Origin of the sequence: Arcobacter denitrificans (SeqCode), assembly GCF_048571185.1 — a bacterium.
Lineage (GTDB): Bacteria > Campylobacterota > Campylobacteria > Campylobacterales > Arcobacteraceae > Arcobacter > Arcobacter denitrificans.
Genome location: NZ_CP182350.1, coordinates 653,508 through 671,846, shown reverse-complemented (window position 1 = coordinate 671,846; position 18,339 = coordinate 653,508). Strand labels below are relative to the sequence as shown.

General features: G+C 30.0%; 20 protein-coding genes. 17 read left to right on the top strand and 3 right to left on the bottom strand.

The genetic code is table 11. The annotated features are described in order from the left end of the window. The 6 genes from waaA (at position 1) to rimM (ending at position 4,509) form a co-directional block, all read left to right on the top strand. Positions 1-1,149 (top strand): lipid IV(A) 3-deoxy-D-manno-octulosonic acid transferase, encoded by a 1,149-nt coding sequence (waaA, locus tag ACNI28_RS03485; protein WP_419765570.1) that lies wholly within the window; start codon positions 1-3, stop codon positions 1,147-1,149. Beyond that, positions 1,136-1,885, top strand: a complete 750-nt coding sequence (locus ACNI28_RS03480; RefSeq protein ID WP_419765568.1) for a pseudouridine synthase family protein — start codon at positions 1,136-1,138, stop codon at positions 1,883-1,885. Before waaA ends, ACNI28_RS03480 begins: the two co-directional genes overlap by 14 nt. A 174-nt stretch (positions 1,886-2,059) precedes the next feature. Next, a complete protein-coding gene (gene ffh, locus ACNI28_RS03475) occupies positions 2,060-3,415 on the top strand; it encodes a signal recognition particle protein (protein WP_419765567.1) in 1,356 nt (451 codons plus the stop codon). 80 nt (positions 3,416-3,495) lie between these two features. Further along, positions 3,496-3,726, top strand: a complete 231-nt coding sequence (gene rpsP, locus ACNI28_RS03470; protein ID WP_419765566.1) for a 30S ribosomal protein S16 — start codon at positions 3,496-3,498, stop codon at positions 3,724-3,726. A gap of 8 nt (positions 3,727-3,734) precedes the next feature. After that, positions 3,735-3,974, top strand: a complete 240-nt coding sequence (locus ACNI28_RS03465; protein ID WP_419765564.1) for a KH domain-containing protein — start codon at positions 3,735-3,737, stop codon at positions 3,972-3,974. 7 nt (positions 3,975-3,981) lie between these two features. Further along, positions 3,982-4,509, top strand: a complete 528-nt coding sequence (rimM, locus tag ACNI28_RS03460; RefSeq protein WP_419765562.1) for a ribosome maturation factor RimM — start codon at positions 3,982-3,984, stop codon at positions 4,507-4,509. Here the strand turns inward: rimM and ACNI28_RS03455 are convergent. The 3 genes from ACNI28_RS03455 to flgG are packed head-to-tail and all read right to left on the bottom strand — an operon-like array spanning position 4,506 to position 7,025. After that, the gene (locus ACNI28_RS03455) at positions 4,506-5,783 is read right to left on the bottom strand and encodes a hypothetical protein (protein WP_419765560.1); all 1,278 of its coding nucleotides are present in this window, start codon (positions 5,781-5,783) and stop codon (positions 4,506-4,508) included. The two genes, rimM and ACNI28_RS03455, sit on opposite strands and share 4 nt — an antisense overlap. A gap of 2 nt (positions 5,784-5,785) precedes the next feature. Next, complete coding sequence (locus tag ACNI28_RS03450; RefSeq protein ID WP_298753727.1) at positions 5,786-6,220, bottom strand: hypothetical protein; 435 nt, start codon at positions 6,218-6,220, stop codon at positions 5,786-5,788. A gap of 13 nt (positions 6,221-6,233) precedes the next feature. Then, positions 6,234-7,025 carry a flagellar basal-body rod protein FlgG gene (flgG, locus tag ACNI28_RS03445; protein ID WP_419765559.1) on the bottom strand — a complete coding sequence of 264 codons (792 nt, stop codon included), beginning with the start codon at positions 7,023-7,025 and terminating at the stop codon, positions 6,234-6,236. Positions 7,026-7,176: 151 nt separating this feature from the next. Between flgG and ACNI28_RS03440 the strand changes: the two genes are divergently transcribed. From ACNI28_RS03440 to ACNI28_RS03390, 11 genes are all read left to right on the top strand, one after another. Further along, positions 7,177-7,548, top strand: a complete 372-nt coding sequence (locus ACNI28_RS03440) for a response regulator (protein ID WP_419765558.1) — start codon at positions 7,177-7,179, stop codon at positions 7,546-7,548. A gap of 20 nt (positions 7,549-7,568) precedes the next feature. Further along, a complete protein-coding gene (locus ACNI28_RS03435; protein WP_419765557.1) occupies positions 7,569-8,849 on the top strand; it encodes a membrane-attack complex/perforin family protein in 1,281 nt (426 codons plus the stop codon). A 10-nt stretch (positions 8,850-8,859) separates the two neighbouring features. Beyond that, positions 8,860-9,588, top strand: coding sequence for a flagellar hook-basal body protein (locus tag ACNI28_RS03430; RefSeq protein WP_419765555.1), 729 nt, complete (start codon positions 8,860-8,862; stop codon positions 9,586-9,588). Positions 9,589-9,590: 2 nt separating this feature from the next. After that, positions 9,591-9,998, top strand: a complete 408-nt coding sequence (flgB, locus tag ACNI28_RS03425) for a flagellar basal body rod protein FlgB (protein WP_419765553.1) — start codon at positions 9,591-9,593, stop codon at positions 9,996-9,998. 16 nt (positions 9,999-10,014) lie between these two features. Further along, positions 10,015-11,757 (top strand): flagellar basal-body MS-ring/collar protein FliF, encoded by a 1,743-nt coding sequence (fliF, locus tag ACNI28_RS03420; RefSeq protein ID WP_419765551.1) that lies wholly within the window; start codon positions 10,015-10,017, stop codon positions 11,755-11,757. Between the two features lie 3 nt (positions 11,758-11,760). Beyond that, a complete protein-coding gene (fliG, locus tag ACNI28_RS03415) occupies positions 11,761-12,768 on the top strand; it encodes a flagellar motor switch protein FliG (protein WP_419765549.1) in 1,008 nt (335 codons plus the stop codon). Positions 12,769-12,771: 3 nt separating this feature from the next. Further along, the gene (locus tag ACNI28_RS03410; RefSeq protein WP_419765547.1) at positions 12,772-13,443 is read left to right on the top strand and encodes a FliH/SctL family protein; all 672 of its coding nucleotides are present in this window, start codon (positions 12,772-12,774) and stop codon (positions 13,441-13,443) included. A gap of 136 nt (positions 13,444-13,579) precedes the next feature. Continuing rightward, positions 13,580-13,867: a FliM/FliN family flagellar motor switch protein gene (locus ACNI28_RS03405; protein ID WP_298753736.1), complete on the top strand. Its 288-nt coding sequence runs from the start codon at positions 13,580-13,582 to the stop codon at positions 13,865-13,867. Between the two features lie 9 nt (positions 13,868-13,876). Continuing rightward, a complete protein-coding gene (locus ACNI28_RS03400; protein ID WP_419765545.1) occupies positions 13,877-14,359 on the top strand; it encodes a flagellar hook assembly protein FlgD in 483 nt (160 codons plus the stop codon). Positions 14,360-14,368: 9 nt separating this feature from the next. After that, positions 14,369-15,829 (top strand): flagellar hook-basal body complex protein, encoded by a 1,461-nt coding sequence (locus ACNI28_RS03395; protein ID WP_419765543.1) that lies wholly within the window; start codon positions 14,369-14,371, stop codon positions 15,827-15,829. 74 nt (positions 15,830-15,903) lie between these two features. Then, a complete protein-coding gene (locus ACNI28_RS03390) occupies positions 15,904-18,267 on the top strand; it encodes a flagellar hook-basal body complex protein (RefSeq protein ID WP_419765542.1) in 2,364 nt (787 codons plus the stop codon). Positions 18,268-18,339 lie beyond the last annotated feature (72 nt).

Here is an 18,339-nt window from a genome sequence, read left to right as displayed (position 1 = left end):
TTGAGCCTCTTCTCAATATTTTATTTTTTAGTATCTTTACTACTATATATTTTAGCAATCCCCTTTATTTTATTTAAATCAAAAAACACAAAATACAAAGAAGCTTTACCCGCAAGATTTTTTCTACGAAATAATAGTAGTTTTAAAGAATCAAAAGTTTGGTTTCATGTTTGCTCTTTTGGTGAAACAAAGGCAATTAAGCCTATAGTTGATGCAATAAAAGAAGAGGTAAATATATCTGTTATTACAAATACAGGATATGAAGAGGCAAAAAGACTAAGTAAAAATGTAAAATATTTGCCCTATGAGCTTTTTCTTCCATTTTGGATTAATAAACAAAAAGTTTTATTAGTGATGGAAGCAGAACTTTGGTATATGCTTTTTTTATTTGCAAAAATAAAAAAGACAAAAACTATTTTAATAAATGCAAGAATAAGTGACAGGTCATACAGCTCATATAAGAAGTTTTCTTGGTTTTATAAAAGAATATTTAAAAATATAGATAAAGTTTTTGCCCAAAGCCAAATAGATAAAAATAGACTTGAAGAGTTGGGTGCAAAAAATGTTGAAGTAATAGGTAATATTAAACTTGCAACACTACCTAAAAGAACAGATAAGTTTACAAAGTTAGATGAGTTTGTAATAACAGCAGGTAGTACCCATGAAAATGAAGAAGAGTTGATTTTAAACTCTTACGAAAAAGAGTTTGGAAAACTAATTATTGTTCCAAGACATCCAGAGAGATTTGAAAAAGTAAATCAACTTATTTTAGATTTTGTAAAAAATAAAGAGATAAGTTATCATAAGTTCTCCTTGAAAAATGATTTTTCTAGTGATATAATTTTGGTAGATGTTATGGGTGAGCTTAATAACATCTATGAAATCTCAGATGCTGTTATTTTAGGTGGAGCATTTGAAAAAATAGGTGGACACAATCCAGTTGAGCCTGCTTTTTTTAACTGTAGAGTAATAAGTGGAAAAAACTACTTTAACCAAAAAGCTCTTTTTGAGTGTATAGAGAATTATAAAATTGTAGAAAATTCTCAATTAAAAGATATAATGAGAGATATAAAAAAACTAAAACCAGCCTCTTTAAAAGGCAAAGGTACGATAGAACCAATAATAAGGGAAATAAATGGGACAAGATAAAGCTTATAAAGTATTAGCAAAGCAAGAGAATATATCAAACAGTAAAGCTAAAGACTTAATAGATAAAGGTTTAGTAAAAGTAGGGGATAAAAAAGTTTTAATAGCAAGGGGAGATATCTCTGAAAATACAAAATTTATTGTAAAAGATGTTGCTCCTATAAAAATGATATTTCAAGATGATGATATTTTAGCTGTAGATAAACCTGCTTTTTTAACAGCAGATGAGATATCACGTAAGTTTCCAAAATACCTTTTACTAAATAGACTTGACAAAGAGACTAGTGGTGTTATGCTTTTTGCAAAAAATGAAGAGTTTCAAACAAGAGCTATTAGAGAGTTTAAAAACAATAATGTTTATAAAGAGTATGTAGCAGTTGTTGAGGGAAAAGTTATTGAGACAATAGTTATTGATAAGCCAATTTTAACTATAAAAAATAACAAAGGTGTTGCTAGAAGTAAAGTAGATATGAAAAAAGGTAAAAGTGCTAAAACAACTATTTATCCTATGCTTGTTGAAGGAAATAAATCAAAGATAAAAGTTGTGATTGATACAGGAAGAACACATCAGATTAGAGTGCATCTTAATAATGCAAATTATCCAATAATTGGAGATGTGGTTTATGGTAAACCTTCTCCTCAGGTAAATAGAGTTTTATTACACTCTAAAATAACTAAAATCTTCGATTATACTTTTGAAGCAAAAGTTCCAAGAGAATTTAATATCTATGGACTTTAAATAATATTTAAGGTTTAGTAATTTGAAAAGAATTACTAAACACCCTTAAAAACGCTATTAAATCTATCAAAACTAAAAAACTAATATAAAATTTACCTTAAAATGTACTCGGTTAAACATAAATGAAGTTTTACTTTAGTAAAATCACACAAATTTAAAAAATGGAGTAGAGTTTTGTTTGATGTAATAACTGGTTCGATTAAAAGTGCAGTAAATAAAGTAAGATTTAAAGATGATGCCGCGTCATTAAAAAAAGCGACAACTGAACTTAGAAAGGCACTATTAAAAGCAGATGTACACCATAAAACTACGAAAGATTTAATCTTCAATGTCGAGTTAAGAACAAAAGAGTTAGGAATAGGTCAAAACTCTTTTCTTAAAGCTTTACAAGAAAACTTAACAAGTATATTAACAGCAGAAGGTAATCAGGGATTTGTTTTCTCTAACACTCCTCCTACAACTGTTTTAATGACTGGACTTCAAGGGTCAGGTAAAACTACAACAACAGGTAAACTAGCAACATATTTAAAGCTAAGAAAGAAAAAAGTTTTAATTGCTGCGTGTGATTTACAAAGATTAGCAGCAGTTGAACAATTAAAACAAATATCTGCTCAAATAGAAGTTGATTTATACTTTGATGATAATGAAAAAAATCCTATTAAAATAGCAAAAGCAGCTCAGAAAAAAGCTAAAGATGAACATTATGATGTTTTACTAGTGGATACAGCAGGTCGATTGGCAATTGATGAAGAACTAATGAACCAATTACACGAAGTAAAAAAAGCATTAAATCCAGATGAGATTTTTTATGTTGCAGATTCTCTAACAGGTCATGATGCAACTAGAACAGCAAGTTCATTTAAAGAGCAAATAGGAATAGATGGGGTTATCTTATCTAAATATGATGGTGATACTAAAGGTGGGGTTGCAATCTCTTTAGCTGATCAAGTTGGTGTGCCTTTAAGATTTATTGGTACTGGTGAAAAAATGCCAGACTTAGAAGTATTTATTCCAGATAGAATAGTTTCTAGACTTATGGGTGCTGGTGATATTGAAGGACTTGCTGAAAAAACATCAGCAATTATTGATGAGAAAAAAGCAAAAGAAGTTACTAAAAAAATCAAAAAAGGTGAGTTCAACTTTAATGACTTTTTAGAACAACTTAAAATGATGAGTAAATTAGGTTCTATGAAATCTATTTTAGGAATGATTCCAGGTATGTCACAAATGGCAGGTCAGTTAAAAGATATGGATTTTGAAAACTCTGATGAGATAAAAAGAATCAAGGCATTGATTGGTTCTATGACGCCAAAAGAGAGAGAAATGCCTTCACTTTTAAACCCAAGTAGAAAAAAAAGATTATCTAAAGGTTCTGGTTTAACAGAAGTTCAAGTTAATAAAATCTTGAAGCAATTTAAAAGTGCATCAAAAATGGCTAAGCAACTGTCTAATAAAGGCGGAATGAAAGGCTTATCAAATATGATGTCACAAATGAAAGGTCCTGGTGGGATGCAAGGTCTACCACGATAAAAATACAACAAATAGTGTTGAGTTGTAAACTTCTAATGTAAGTTTAGAATTCAATACTATTAAATAAAAAAAGGAAAAACATGACAGTAATTAGATTAACAAGAATGGGTAGAAACAAAAAACCATTTTATAGAATCGTTGTAACAGATTCAAGAAAAAGAAGAGATTCAGGATGGATTGAATCAATTGGTTATTATAACCCAGTAGCAGAGCCAAAAGTATTAAAACTTGATGAAGAGAGATATAATTATTGGTTAACAGTTGGTGCTAAACCTTCTGAAAAAGTTAAAAAATTAGCTGAAGCAAAATAAGTTTTAACATGATTAAGAATTTCATTGAAAGCTATGTAAAGCTTATTGCTAGTAGTCCAGACTCAATTGAAGTAACTGAAAAACAAATAGATGATACTTTCGTTGAAGTAACTATAAGTGCTGATACATCTGATGTAGGTAAGCTTATAGGTAAAAATGGAAATATGATAAATGCTTTAAAAACTATGGCTAATGGCTGTAAGGCTAAAGATGGTATATCATATAAAATACAAGTAGTTGCAAACTAACTTGAAAATGAATAATCAAATTTATGTAGCAAAACTTGGAAAATCTGTAGGATTAAAAGGTGAAATAAAAATTTTCATCGACTCAGATTTTCCAGAGCAGTTTAAAAAAGGTGCTACATTTACTACTAACAAAGGTAATTTACTTACCATAGAAGAATACAATGAATCAAGAGGTATTATTCTTTTTAATGAGATTAATAATATCGATGATGCTAAAAAACTCACAAATCAACAACTATTTACTTCACAAGAAGATACTAAAGATAACTGCAAATTAGAAAAAGATCAGTACTTTTGGTTTGATTTAATAAACTGCAGTATATTTGAGAATGATGAACTTTTGGGAACTATTAGTGATATCCATCGGTATCCACTAGGTGACTATTTTGAGATTGATACTAATAAAGCTTTAGTAGAAAAAAATCTCCCTAAAACTTTTTTACTTCCTTATGAAAAAAGCTATATTATAAGTGTTGATATAGAAAATAAAAAAATCCAAACAAAAGATGCAAAGCCTATTTTAGAAAATAGTTAGTAGTTACATCTTTTATCATACTCTTCAATTGTATAATCATACTCTTGTGCATCTATATTGTATTTTGATGCATACTCTTTTGAAATTTTATCTCTACTTAAATCATCATCAAAAGGTCCAATAAATATTTCAACATTATTTTGATAATCTCTACATAATGTTACATTATCACTTACTGAATATATTTTATCAAGAAATGATTTGTATATGTCTTGACTTTTTGTTGCTATTTTGATGACTTTTACAAATTGACTAGTTTTTTCTTCCATAATTGGCTCTATTACTGCTACTGGAGTAACTGGTTCTACAGCTGTAACTTGGGAATCTTCAACTTTAACTATTACTGCATCAGGACTAGAAACTTGCTCTTCATTTGTTTTAACTGGTTGTTTTTCTTCAGCTTTTGTTTCTTCTTCAGCTACCTCATTATTATTTACTTCAACAACAGCCACTACTTCAGGAGTCTCTTCTTTTTCAATTACCTTTTCTATCTCTTTATCAATAGTTTGGCTAATATCTTCTTCTTTTTGAACAGGAGGAAGTGTCATTTCTAGTCTTTTTCTTTCTGCTTCTTTTATTCTTTCAATTTGAGCCTGTCTTTCCATCTCAAGTTGTTTTTTGGCTTCAAGATATAGATTTTCTTTTTCTATTGCCTTTTTTTCTTCAGTTGCACTATTTTCAACAATCTCATATTTTGTTAATAAGTTTAATTTTTTATTTAATCTATTTGCATCAATATCTGCCTCTTTAAATTGATACTCATCTTTTTGAACTTTAGGTGTTTCTGTTTTAACTTCTGTTTTAGCTGGTTCTGGGTCAAAAAAACCAATAAAGTAAAGTAATACGCCAATAGATACAAAAGTTAATAATATTGATACAACGATAATTAAAATTCTTACAATTTTACTTTGCTTTTTTTGAACATCAAACTCTTCATCTTTTAGTACTGAATTGTCAGGTATCTCATCTATTTCATCTGTAGAGGTATTATTTAAATTAATGTCATCAACATCAGATATTTCATCAACAATTTCATCTTTTTCAATAGTATTAGAGTTTTCACTATTTTCCAAGTTTTCACTATTTTCTTGAGTTTCTTCTTCAGGAACATCTTCTTTTATTAAACTCTCAATATCTTCATCTGAAAGGGGAGCACCTTCAACTAAAGTCTCTTCTGCTTTTTCCTTATCACCATCAACAACTTCTTCTAAACCCAAATTTTGCATAGCTTCTTCTAAAAGTTCTGCTTCTGTTTTTTCTTGATTTTCTGCCATTTTTACTCTTTAGATGATTTTCTGTATTCTTTTTGTCTTGCTAAAATTTTTTCTTTGTTCTCTTCATAGTATCTTTTTCTATATTCTTTTAACTCTTCTTTTTTCTTTTCTCTATATTCTTTGTCATATTCTAACCTTTTTTCCCTGTTATCATTGTAGTAACTCTTCTTTTGTTCTCTATAATCTTTTATTTTTTGTATAATTTTATCTTTTCTACTATCAACATGAGACTTTTGTTTTTTAATTATCTCTTTGATTTTTAAATCAAAGTTTTCTATATTTAAATCATTTTCATAATCATAAATCTGTTGTTTAGATTTTTTTAATGATTCATTAGACTCTTTTTCTAACTTTTTTTTTAGATAATATTCTCTTTTTTTCTTTTTATGATCTAAAAAGTTTCGCTCTCTGAGTCTTTTTAATTCTTCTAAATCCATTTTAACCTAAAGATTATGTACGTTTAAGTTGATTTACAATAGTTAATAACTTATCTGCAGTTTGGATTGATTTAGAGTTTGCTTCATATGCTCTTTGTGCTGTTATTAAATCTACCATTTCTGTAACTAATGCGACGTTAGACATTTCTATAAAACCTTGTCGTAGTCCCCCAAATTGATCTTCTGCTGGATTTGCTTCAATAGGATCACCTGAAGCTGTAGATACTTGAAAAAGTGATTCCCCAATTGGCTTTAAACCTGCTGGATTAATAAAATCTGCTAATGTTATTTGTCCTAGTTCTTGTTCTTCTCCTGTTGCTGGATCAGTTGCCGTAATCAGACCAGTTGGTGCGATATTAACATCAACAAGATTATCAGGAACTACTATTTCAGGTTCCATAGGATATCCATTTCCATTTACTATAGTACCCTCTTCATTGACTTTAAAACCACCATTTCTAGTATATGCTATCTCTCCATCTGGCATAGTAACTTGAAAAAAACCTTTTCCTTCAATTGCAATATCAAAGGTATTTCCAGTTGTTTGAATGTCACCCTCTTCAAAAGATTTTTGAACACCTGAAACTCTAACACCTAAACCCACATCCATTCCAGTTGGGTTTCTTGTATTTTCACTAGTGGCTCCACCTGTGAAGTTTAATCTTTGATACATTAAGTCTTGAAACTCAGCTCTATCTTTTTTAAATCCTGCTGTGTTTACATTGGCTATATTATTTGATGTAACATCAATTTGATGTTGCTGTGCGTACATTCCAGAAGCGGCAGTATACAATCCTCTTATCATGGTGAATCCTTTTTTGCCAAAATATCATACATTATATTTAAAGAATTTTTAAATTCAAATAAATTTGAAGCTAAATCTCACTTATATTAAGTGTAGATTTAAAACAAATTAATTATAATGTAAAAAAATTGAAATTTACAAAGGTATATAAATGAAAATACTTATAGTTGATGATAGTTCTACTATGAGAAGAATTATTGGTAATGTCGTGATGCAATTAGGAATTGATAAAGAAGATTTCGATGAAGCAGAAGATGGAGTTAAAGCTTGGGGAATGTTAGCAAATAAACAATATGATGTTATTCTAACAGATTGGAATATGCCAAATATGAATGGGCTTGATTTAGTTAAAAAAGTTAGAAAAGAAGGTAATCATCAAAGTACACCTATAATCATGATTACAACTGAAGGTGGTAAAGGCGAAGTAATAACTGCTTTGAAAGCTGGAGTTAATAATTATATTGTTAAACCTTTTAATGCTGAGATATTAAAAGAAAAACTAGATGGTGTATTTAAAAAATAGTTAAGTAAAAAGGTATAACTATGAGTATGAGTCAAGAAGAGATAGAAGCCTTAATGAATGGTTTAGATATCTCTGAAAACGAAAATTCTGAAAATGATGATTCATCTTCTGATGAAAAAGATTCAGAAAATATGTCAGAAAATGACATAGCTGATTTAATAGCACAAACTGATTTATCAAGTTCAAATGTAAAGAGTGAAGAGACACCTGATACTTCATCAAATGAAGAGAAAAAAGATTCAGAAGATGTATCTAATGAAGATATTGATGATTTATTAAATACTATGGATGAGAATACAGAAGAAAATTCACAAGAGAGTGAGTCACAAGAAAAAGAAAAGACTGAAGATGTTTCTAATAGTGATATTGATGAATTATTAAATGCAATGGATGAAGATGAAGACTCTCAAAAAAGTGAACCACAAGAAGAAAAATCTTCAAATGATGTTTCAGATAAAGAAATTGATGAATTATTAAATTCTGTTGACGAAGAGACAAATGCTGACTCAAAAGAAAATGATGATTCTTCTGTATCAAGTGATGAAATTGATTCAATAATAAATGGGATTATGTCAGAAGAAGATACTACTAAAGAAGAAGATGTAGACACAAGTGAAATTGACGATATGATTGCAGGTTTAGAGACAAGTAAAGAATCAGAAGAAGATGATTATTTAAGTGGTTTAGATTTTAATTTAGATGCAGATTCTATTGATGAAATGGATAAAGTAAAAGAAAAAGAGGAACCAACTTCTTCTTCTAATAAAAAACGTGATGATGTTGTAAATGTGGATAGAATTAATATTCCTAATCAGTTAGGAGAAGTTGCAAATGATTCAGAAGAAAAAGCAACAAAGATTTTTGATGCCTTAAGTTATATTTTGGATGATAATGAAGAACTTAGGAAGACAACAAAAACCCTAGATGAGTTTATGCAATCACAGCTTAAATTGTTAGAAATGTTAAGTAAAAAGTTTCCAAAAGTAAAAGAGTTTTCAAATAATTTAGAAACAATAAATGCCTTGATTGATAAACCAAAAGAGATACAAACAAGACTTCATAATAGAGATAAAGAACTTTTTGAAACAATGGAACTAATGCAATTCCATGATATAAATAGACAAAAAATAGAAAGAGTTATGGGATTGGTTATTAATCTTTCCCGTCAATTGAATTCTATATTTGATGATGAATCAAAAAGTACTAATTTACCAGGAGCAAATCACTTACCTGGTGACCGTTCAGAAGACTTAGTTGATGGTGATGATTTAGAGTCATTAATTGCAGAATTTGGTAAATAAGGATTAAATTATGAATCAAGGACTATATCCCCTAGCAGCAGCAATGGTAAACCAAATAAATAGAGTTGATGTAGTTTCCAATAATTTGGCAAATGCAAAAACAATTGGCTTTAAAGAAGAGGGCTTAGCAGAAGGAACTTTTAATCATTATTTGGAAAAAGCAAAGCAAGAAGGCAAAAAATCTGAATATATAAATGAATTGACAAATAAGATTCCTAAAATCGATCAAAGTTATGTTGATGCAAAGCAAGGTGGAGTTATTAATACTGGTAATGAATTAGATTTTTCCTTAAAAGATCCACAAACATTTTTTGCAGTTTTAACGCAAAACGGTGATGTTCAGTATACACGAGATGGTTCTTTTAAAAACCTTGATGGTTTTTTAGTTGATAGTAATGGAAACAATGTTTTAAGTGCAGATGGTGAACCAATAGGTGTTGAAGAAGGTTTTGCACAAGCAATTGGTGTTTTTAAAATAGATTATGAAAACTTGCAAAAACATGGTGATAATAATTATAAATTAAAAGATCAAGCTCAAGTTGATGCTCAAGTACAGCCTATGGAAAATAATGAAACATTTGTTATGCAAGGTTCTTTAGAAGGTTCAAATGTAAATAGTGTTCTTGCAATGGTTCAATTAATTGAAGCACAAAGAGGTATGGAATTAGCACAAAAGGGAATAACTGGTATTGATAGTATAAATCAAAAAGTAATACAAAAACTAGGTGAAAGTAGATAATTATGGACGCAAGTAATGTAACACAAACTTTATTTAATCATTTAAGTTATAGAGCAGAGAGACAAAAAGTTATTTCAAGTAATATTGCAAATATAAATACACCAGATTATAAAACAAAAGAGTTGAGTTTTGAGTCACAATTGCAAGAAAAAAATAGACAAAAAGATTTAGAGTTAAGAGTAACAAAAGAAAATCATATTAAAGATAATGTTGAAAATTTAAATAAATCAAAAACACAACTCTATGAAGTAAAAAATTTGCAAGAACAAAATGATGGAAATAATGTAAATTTGGATACACAAATGGGAGAGATGTCTAAGAATAATATTATATTTAATGCTATCCAAGCATCAATTAAAAAAGATGTTACTTTTTTCACATCAGTAATCGACGCTTCAGCTAAAAACTAATTAGGATAAATAATATATGGATCAACTCTTAAAGTTTGTTAATAATTTAAATTCTGCTCAAAGAGCAGTTATAATAGGGGGATTTTCACTATTATTAGTTCTTTTGCTTGGATTATTAATTTATTCAAATATAAAGTCTGAAGATAGTAAATTAAACTATACGATAGCCACAAATCTTACAAAAAATCAAGTAATGCTAGCATCAAGTGAACTTGAAGCTGCAGGAATTCAATTTTCAGTTGTAGGTAGTGGGAATTCATTAACATTAAAAACTTCAAAAGACTTTATTAATATTGCAAAAATAAAATTAGTTACAAGTGATGCAGCAACAAGTCAACATGTTGGTTGGGAAATATTTGAAAAATCATCCCTAGGTACCACAAACTTTGAAAATAAGGTTAAATACTTAAGAGCTTTAGAGGGCGAACTTTCAAGAGCTTTAGAATCACTTTCTGGTATCTTAAGAGCATCAGTTAAAATTGGTATTCCAAAAGAGACTATTTTCACAGAAAGAAAAACACCACCTACTGCATCTGCAGTTTTAAGTTTAAAACCTGGTGTATTTTTAACTCAAAAACAAATAGATGGAATCAAAAATTTTATCTCTTCTGCAATTCCTGATTTAACAAATGAAAATATTAAACTTATTGATCAAGATGGTTCAATATTAGAGCAATCAAAAGAGGATATTGATAATATAAGCTCAATTGCTCAAAATAAATATAAAAAGAAACTAGAAAAAGACTTTGAAGGTAAAATAGTAGATTTACTTGAGCCAATTGTAGGTCAAGGTAGAGTTGTTGCTAGAGTTTCATTAAGTCTAAATTTTTCTAAAAAGCATACGCAAGAAGAGATATATGAGCCTGAAGGTACTATTAGAAGTCAACAAACTACTGAAAATGTTTCTTCTTCACAAGGAAGTTCAGGTGAACCAGCCGCCGTTCCAGGTGTGCAAAGTAATATTGAAGGGCCTGATATAAATGGTGGAAGTGGAAGTAGTTCATCTAATAACGAGGCATCTAAAAATATAGTCAATTATGAAATTTCAAAAAAAGTAATTGACCATGAAGATAAAAACTACTCTACAATAAATAAAATTACAGCAGCTGTTACATTTGATTCAAGTGTTTTAACTGATGTTCAAAATAAAGATGAGTTTTTAAATAATATCTCTGAAGTTGTTCAAGACACAATTGGTTATGACGATAGGAGAGGTGATAAAGTTACTGTAAAAGATTTTAAATTTGTTACAGCAACAGAAGCAGGAACTAGTACAGATGGTACTGTTGAACCTGTAGATGATACTATAGGTATGGTAAAAGCTATTCTAAGTGAATTTAGTGAATATTTCCAATATATAATAGCCTTAATTTTGTTATTTGTTTTTTATAGAAAGTTCATTGTAAAAAATGATGTTGTTATTTTAGGTGATGCTTTAGGTGGTAGCTCTTCTTCATCAGGTGGAAAAACAAGCGGTGCAAGTGGTTCTGATACAAATATTCCAGGATTAACTGATGATACAAATTTAGAAGATGAGTATAATCTTAATAGTGCAAAGGGAAGATTAAAGTCTAAAATAAAAAGTCAGATTTTAAATAATCTTGAAGGATTAGATGAAGAATCAGCAACTAAGTATGAGATACTAATTGAAGAGATTGATAAGATTATTAATAACGAACCAGCAGAAATGGCAAAAATGATTGAGTTATTACTAGCAGAAGATAGTGGCAAAAAATTTAATAATAAGAAAGGTAAATAGTAAATGGCAGAAAATCCTTTAGAACACGAACTTACCAAGGGAATGCCAATGCTAAAAAAAGTGGCGATCTTTTTTGTACTTGTTGGTGAAGAAGCTACTGTTAAAATATTTCAACATTTACCAAGACATCTTGTTGAAGAAATATCTACTGCCATTACACAATTAGGTTCTGTTGATAAAGACACCTCTTTAGCTATACTTGATGAGTTTCATTTATACACTAGAACTAAGGGATTTATTAGTGCTGGTGGATATGATTACGCAAAAGATCTTTTATATAAGTCACTAGGTAAAAATGATGCAGATGAAATATTAGCAAAATTATCTAAGATGCAATTAGCATCCCAGTCATTTAATTATCTTGATGCCATAAATCCAAAACAGCTTGCAGATTTTATTAAAGAGGAGTCTCCTCAAACAATCGCAGTTATATTAGCTCATATGGAATCAAATGGTGCAGCAGACGTTTTAAATCAACTTGAAGAAGATGTAAAAGTAAAAGTTACTATGCAAATGGCTACAATAAAAGATGTATCACCAGATGTTGTAAGAACTATTTCAATAGTATTAGAAAAAAAGCTAGAATCACTATTATCTTCTATTGTAGATGTAGGTGGTGTTAAAGTTGTTGCTGATATGTTAAATAGAATGGGACCAAAATCACAAGATATACTTAAAAATATCAATGGTGTAGATACAGCACTTGCCACTAAAATAAAAGAAAACATGTTTGTATTTGAAGATTTACTTGCTTTAGAAAAAGATGATGTTATGAAAGTGCTCCAAAATGTAGAGATGGCAGATGTTGCTGTTGCTATGAAAAATGGTACTGAAGATGATTTAGATATAGTTAGAAGTGCAATGTCTCAAAGAGCAAGTGATAGATTCCAAGAAGAGTTTGAAATGCTTGTAAAAGTTAAAATTAAAGATATTGAATCAGCTCAAAGAAAAATGCTTGATGCGGCCCAAAAGCTTATCGAAGAGGGTGTGATTGAAAGGGATGTGGAATAATTTATGGAAAAAAATAATGTATACTCTAATGCAAAAGTAATAAAAGCTAATGATGGTGTTGAAGATTTCCAATTAGGAACGTTTCTTAATACAGGAGAAATTACACAATCAGATCAAATGCAAAAAGTTGCAAAATTAGATCAAAAGCAAGTTAGTATAAATGGTGATCAAATTTTAGCAGAAATTAAAGCGCTTGCAGGAACTGTTGCTGCAGTTCAACAAAAAGTTAATGGATTAGAGCATATTGGATTAGCAGGTGGTAAAGATATTGATCATCAAGTTGTTCAGGCAATAAAAGATTTAAAACATTATGCAGCATTTTTTGAACAAGCAACTTTTCAAATGGAAACAAAGATTCTTAAAACCTCAATATCAATTGCAAAAAAAATCATTTCTGTAGAAATAGGCGAAAACTCTGCAAAAATTGCAAAAGAGACTATACATAATATATTGGACAAAATAAAAACTGCTTCAAAAGTTAAAATACATTTAAATCCTAGAGATTTTGAACTTTTAAAAAATGATTTAAATTTGGAAGGTACTCATATCTCTTTAGTGCAAGATGCAAATGTCACAGCTGGTGGTGTAGTAATTGCAAGTGATCTTGGAAACTTTGATGGAAATATTGAAGCAAAAGTAAATTCAATGCTTGAATCACTCGATTCAATTATGTAATTCTCCAAAAATAAATATTAGCTTAAAAAGCTTAAAACTCTTTAAATATCGACCTTTTTATTCAATTTATACAAATGCTAATTTAACACTTTGTGTTATAATTGCTTATCAAACTTAAGTAAAGTGACCTAAAATTATGGAAATTAACGACAGAGTATATGATTTATTAGTTGATACACAAATAACCGTAGATGTTATGCTTGGTACTGCAAATATTACTATAAAAGAATTTCTAGATTTGGGTGAAGGAGATATATTATCACTTGATAAAGCCGCTGGTGCTGGAGGTGATATATATGTTAATACAAGAATTATTGGTACTGGTGATATCATTGTAATAGATGAAAGATTGGCAGTTAGAGTACAAGATTCAATGGATTCGGACAATGTTGTACGATATTTCTTTGAAGAAAATATGTTATAGGAGTAAATCATGGCAAGTGTAGATGGTGTTTCAACAAGTACAGCAACAACAGCAAATGGACAGTCATATACTGCTGGTGTTAGTAATGATGGGCTTACAAATGAAGATTTTTTAAAGTTAATGATGGAAGAGTTAAAACTTCAAGATCCAACTAAACCAATGGATTCTGCAAGTATGTTAGATTCTCAAATGCAAATGTCAAGTATACAAACAAACTTATCAACAATTGAGGCAATGGAATCTTTACAAAATTCTTTTTCACAAATGGCTCTTGCAGCTTCAACTGATGTTATTGGTAGAATTGTGGAAGATGGAAATATTGGTCAAGATGGAAACCCAAAAAGCTTCCAAGTAACTTCTGTCGAGTCAGATGAAGGCAAAGTTGTAGCTACAGGTTATCAAGTGATTGGATATGATTCAGAATCTGGTTCATTAATTCTTGCTGAAGATATGTCAAAAATTGATTATGACAATATAACAAAAATTTATTAAGGAAAAATTGTGATTAGTGGTTTATACAACGGATTATCTGGAATTTATGCATCATCAAGCTCTGTAAATGTAGCTTCACATAATATTTCTAACGTTAATACTATTGCTCACAAAGAAGATGAAATATCTTTTCAAGATATGGTATATAAAAATGGTAACTATGGAAAAGGTGTTTCTGAAGAAACAATCGAAAAAACTTTTCGACAAGGTGGAATAAAAGATACTGATAATCCTTATGATTTTGCAATTGAAGGAAAAGGTTTTTTTATAGTAAATGATACTAATAATGGAGAAACTTACTATACAAGAGCAGGAAACTTTACAGAATCTAGTGATGGAACTTTAGTGAATAGTGAAGGTTTAGTTGTTCAAGGTGTTCAAACAGAAATAATATCTGCTACATCATCTAATGATATCGTAGAGTTTGGAGATACATACACAAAGCATCTAGCTTCTTCTATAATTACTCAAGAAGATAGAACAATATCAATTAATGCTAAAGCAACTGATTATACAAAAACAGCAACTGATGTTGGTGTCTCTGGACAGAACTATAAAAGTGCAAGTTCAGTTGTATCTGATATTGAAGCTTTGAAAACAGATTATAATAATAAATTAAAATTATTAGAATCTAATCCAAATGAAGTTTCTGTTGCCTCAACTAATCAACAAACAAATTTAACATATGAAAACTATACCGGAGAGCTTACAAATACTAATGATGTAGTAGAATTATATTTAGGAAATCAGTTAGTTAGACAATATTTTGACACTGATGCCTTAACTACTATGAATAAATTATCAGATAAAATCTCTGACTTACAAGGTTATTCATCATCTTTTAATTCAACGACTGGAATGCTTACAATTGATAACTTAATACCTGGAGACAATACAAAAGTTGCTTCTCCTACAATAAACTCAAGTGCTCCACTAATAGAAATAACTGACGCAGTTGAAGGTTCAGGTTTAGCAATGGTTGAGTCAGCTAGAGATGCATTAAATAGTGCAGTTCAATTGGCAAATGCGCAGTTTTTAGATATTCAAAATGGAATCCCAGCACCTAACCAAGCAAGTTTATCATTAGGTGATATCAATTTAAAAATAACAAATCTTGGACTTGCTTCATATAATGATACATCTCTTAGCGTTGGTAATGATGGGATTTTATACTTAACTCAAGGTACAAATACTTATATAGCAGGAAGAGTATCTACTGCATATTTTCCTGATGAACAATCATTAAAAGCAGAAGGTTCTAATTTATATTCGCAAACTACAGCTTCAGGTGAAGCTAAAAATGCAGATTTATTAAATGAAATGGTAGCAAGTAGTGTTGAAGTTAGTAATATAAGTGTTTCTACTGGATTACAAAAACTTTTAATAGCGCAAAGAGCTTTTGAAGCAAACTCAAAATCAATTACAACATCAGATGATTTTTTAAAAACAGCAATAGCATTAATGAGATGATTATTAATTAGTACTTAGAAAAGTACTAATTAATAAACATAAAATGTTTATAATTTTATCTAAAAGGATAAATCATGATTGGAGCACTATGGACCGGTATTTCTGGTTTAGCAGCACAACAAAAGGCTTTGGACAATGAGTCTCATAATATCGCAAATGTTAATACAATAGGTTATAAAGCATCAAGAATCTCTTTTGCTGACCAAATGTATCAAGACAAAATAGGTAAAGGTGCAAAAATACTTGATGCCGAAAAGCTTTATGTACAAGGTAACCTAAAAGGTACTGGAGTCGATTACGATATGGCACTGTCTGGAAATGGATTTTTTGCTGTGACAGATAGAAGTTCAACAGGTACTAGTGAAACATATTATACAAGAGCTGGTAACTTTAGGATGGGTGATAATGGTACCCTACAAGATGCAGCTGGTAATGAAGTTCAGGGATGGGCTATGAGTACAATTACATCTGATGATAGATTATCAACAAATCCAAATATTAATGTTTTTACAAGTGCATATACAGAACTTCTTACATCAAAAATTGTTACTTTATCTCAATCAGTTGAAACATACACAGCTAAAGCAACAAATTATGAACAAACTGCAAAAGCAGATGTTAGTGATGTTTATTCTGGGTATGGATTAAAGAATGAGGCATCTAAGGTTAATGACGTAAAAGCCTTAGTTGCTAACTACTCAGATGCATTATCAGCATATCAAGATAATCCTGATGGAACTTCACAAAGTGCACAATCTCAAATCTCTCAAGTTAATTTTATAGGAACAGATTTGACTAAAGAGGGTGATCAAATTTATGTTTATATTGATGGTAAAAAATACTCTCAAAACTATGTATCTCAACCATCAAGAACTGCTGATGATGGAACAACTGTTTTAACAGATGTAGAAGCAAGTCAGATTGCAACATATAAAGCTTTAGCTGATCAAATTTCTAAAATAACAGGATTTGTTGCATATACTGTAACTGATGAAGATATTTCAAGAGATGGTACTACTGAAACAGGAAGTGCTGTAAACTCTTTTGAATCTTTTGATACCTTTACAAAATCTACAAAAGATGCTGATGTTTTAAATGGAATGATTCAAATTCAATCAATGATTCCAGGACAAGAGTTTAAAATAACTGAAGTTGCAGAAGTTTCTGGTGATACAGTTGTTTATGGTTCTTTTAATGAAACTACTAGTGCAACAACTGCACAAGAAGGTATTGGACTTGGAGGATTACAAAGTGCTAGAGATGCATTAGCTATGGCAATTAGTGGTAATCAAAGGGATGTTTTTACTCTTCAAGAACTTAATTTAAACAATGCAGATACTTATAGTTTTGACTTTAGTGTATATGACAAAGATTTAGAAAAAACAATTAATTTTGGTTCTGCAATTAGTGTTTCTGCAACAGATGATATTGATGATGTTATTACAAATTTAACTACAAATGCAACAGGAAGTACAAATATCTCAGTAGAAAATTTTAATAAATATTTTACTGCAAAAAATATAAATGGTAATCTTGTAATTGAGGCAAAAGAGTATGATGTAGAGTTTAGTTCAGAATTATATGCCAATGCTCAAACTTATATTGCAACAGGAAGTGCTGGTAATTATACTTTTGATGACACAGCAGCAGTTTTAGCAAATGGACAGACAAGTTTTACAATGACAGTTCCATCAATTACCTTATCTGATGGTACTGTGTTAAGTGCTATTACTACTACAGGTGGGACAATCTCATCTCCTAGAGATTTAGATACACTTGCTGGAAAAATAAATGACATATTTTCTAAAAATACAGCAACAAATGCCAGTGGTACAACAGTTTCAATGCCATATAATGCAGTAGTTGTAAATGGAGAGTTGATAATTCAACAAACATCAGGTGCCCCATCAGGTAACTTTCCTACAACATTAACTATTAATAAAATTGCAGGTGGTATTGACAAAAATGCCGATGCTTCTGGAAGAAAAGGTGCAGGGGCAGAGTTTCTGGAGATAAAAACCACCCTTGACCAAACTTCATCACAAGACTCACTTCAACTGAGGCTCGATACCTTAGGCATATCCGACTCCGCCTTTGGTGAGTTTTCTGTTGATGCTTCAGGTTTAATTACCATGAAACAAGATGGTGCGGAGTTTGCTATTGGTCAAGTTGCAATTGCATTGTTTAATAATGAAAGAGGACTAGACCCACAAGGGAACAACCTTTTAGCAAAAACTACTCAAAGTGGTGAGCCAACATATAATATTAATAATGACAGAACGGCAACTATAGAGTCTGCAACTCTAGAGCTAAGTACTGCTGATTTAAGTGAGAGTTTAGTTAACTTGATGGTATTCCAAAGAGCTTTTGAAGCCAATGCTAAATCAATTACTACATCTGACCAATTATTAACTACATTAATTGGTTTAAAACGATAATAAATAAAATAGATAGATTTTCTATCTATTTTTTAAAGAGGTTAAATTTGGAAAATTTTTTGTTAATTTTGT

Excerpts from the sequence above, each read along its gene's own strand:
- ACNI28_RS03480 (WP_419765568.1), top strand. The coding sequence starts at position 1,136 with ATGGGACAAGATAAAGCTTATAAAGTATTAGCAAAGCAAGAGAATATA.
- rpsP (WP_419765566.1), top strand. The coding sequence starts at position 3,496 with ATGACAGTAATTAGATTAACAAGAATGGGTAGAAACAAAAAACCATTT.
- ACNI28_RS03465 (WP_419765564.1), top strand. The coding sequence starts at position 3,735 with ATGATTAAGAATTTCATTGAAAGCTATGTAAAGCTTATTGCTAGTAGT.
- rimM (WP_419765562.1), top strand. The coding sequence starts at position 3,982 with ATGAATAATCAAATTTATGTAGCAAAACTTGGAAAATCTGTAGGATTA.
- ACNI28_RS03455 (WP_419765560.1), bottom strand. The coding sequence starts at position 5,783 with ATGGCAGAAAATCAAGAAAAAACAGAAGCAGAACTTTTAGAAGAAGCT.
- ACNI28_RS03450 (WP_298753727.1), bottom strand. The coding sequence starts at position 6,220 with ATGGATTTAGAAGAATTAAAAAGACTCAGAGAGCGAAACTTTTTAGAT.
- flgG (WP_419765559.1), bottom strand. The coding sequence starts at position 7,025 with ATGATAAGAGGATTGTATACTGCCGCTTCTGGAATGTACGCACAGCAA.
- ACNI28_RS03440 (WP_419765558.1), top strand. The coding sequence starts at position 7,177 with ATGAAAATACTTATAGTTGATGATAGTTCTACTATGAGAAGAATTATT.
- ACNI28_RS03435 (WP_419765557.1), top strand. The coding sequence starts at position 7,569 with ATGAGTATGAGTCAAGAAGAGATAGAAGCCTTAATGAATGGTTTAGAT.
- ACNI28_RS03430 (WP_419765555.1), top strand. The coding sequence starts at position 8,860 with ATGAATCAAGGACTATATCCCCTAGCAGCAGCAATGGTAAACCAAATA.
- flgB (WP_419765553.1), top strand. The coding sequence starts at position 9,591 with ATGGACGCAAGTAATGTAACACAAACTTTATTTAATCATTTAAGTTAT.
- fliF (WP_419765551.1), top strand. The coding sequence starts at position 10,015 with ATGGATCAACTCTTAAAGTTTGTTAATAATTTAAATTCTGCTCAAAGA.
- fliG (WP_419765549.1), top strand. The coding sequence starts at position 11,761 with ATGGCAGAAAATCCTTTAGAACACGAACTTACCAAGGGAATGCCAATG.
- ACNI28_RS03410 (WP_419765547.1), top strand. The coding sequence starts at position 12,772 with ATGGAAAAAAATAATGTATACTCTAATGCAAAAGTAATAAAAGCTAAT.
- ACNI28_RS03405 (WP_298753736.1), top strand. The coding sequence starts at position 13,580 with ATGGAAATTAACGACAGAGTATATGATTTATTAGTTGATACACAAATA.
- ACNI28_RS03400 (WP_419765545.1), top strand. The coding sequence starts at position 13,877 with ATGGCAAGTGTAGATGGTGTTTCAACAAGTACAGCAACAACAGCAAAT.
- ACNI28_RS03390 (WP_419765542.1), top strand. The coding sequence starts at position 15,904 with ATGATTGGAGCACTATGGACCGGTATTTCTGGTTTAGCAGCACAACAA.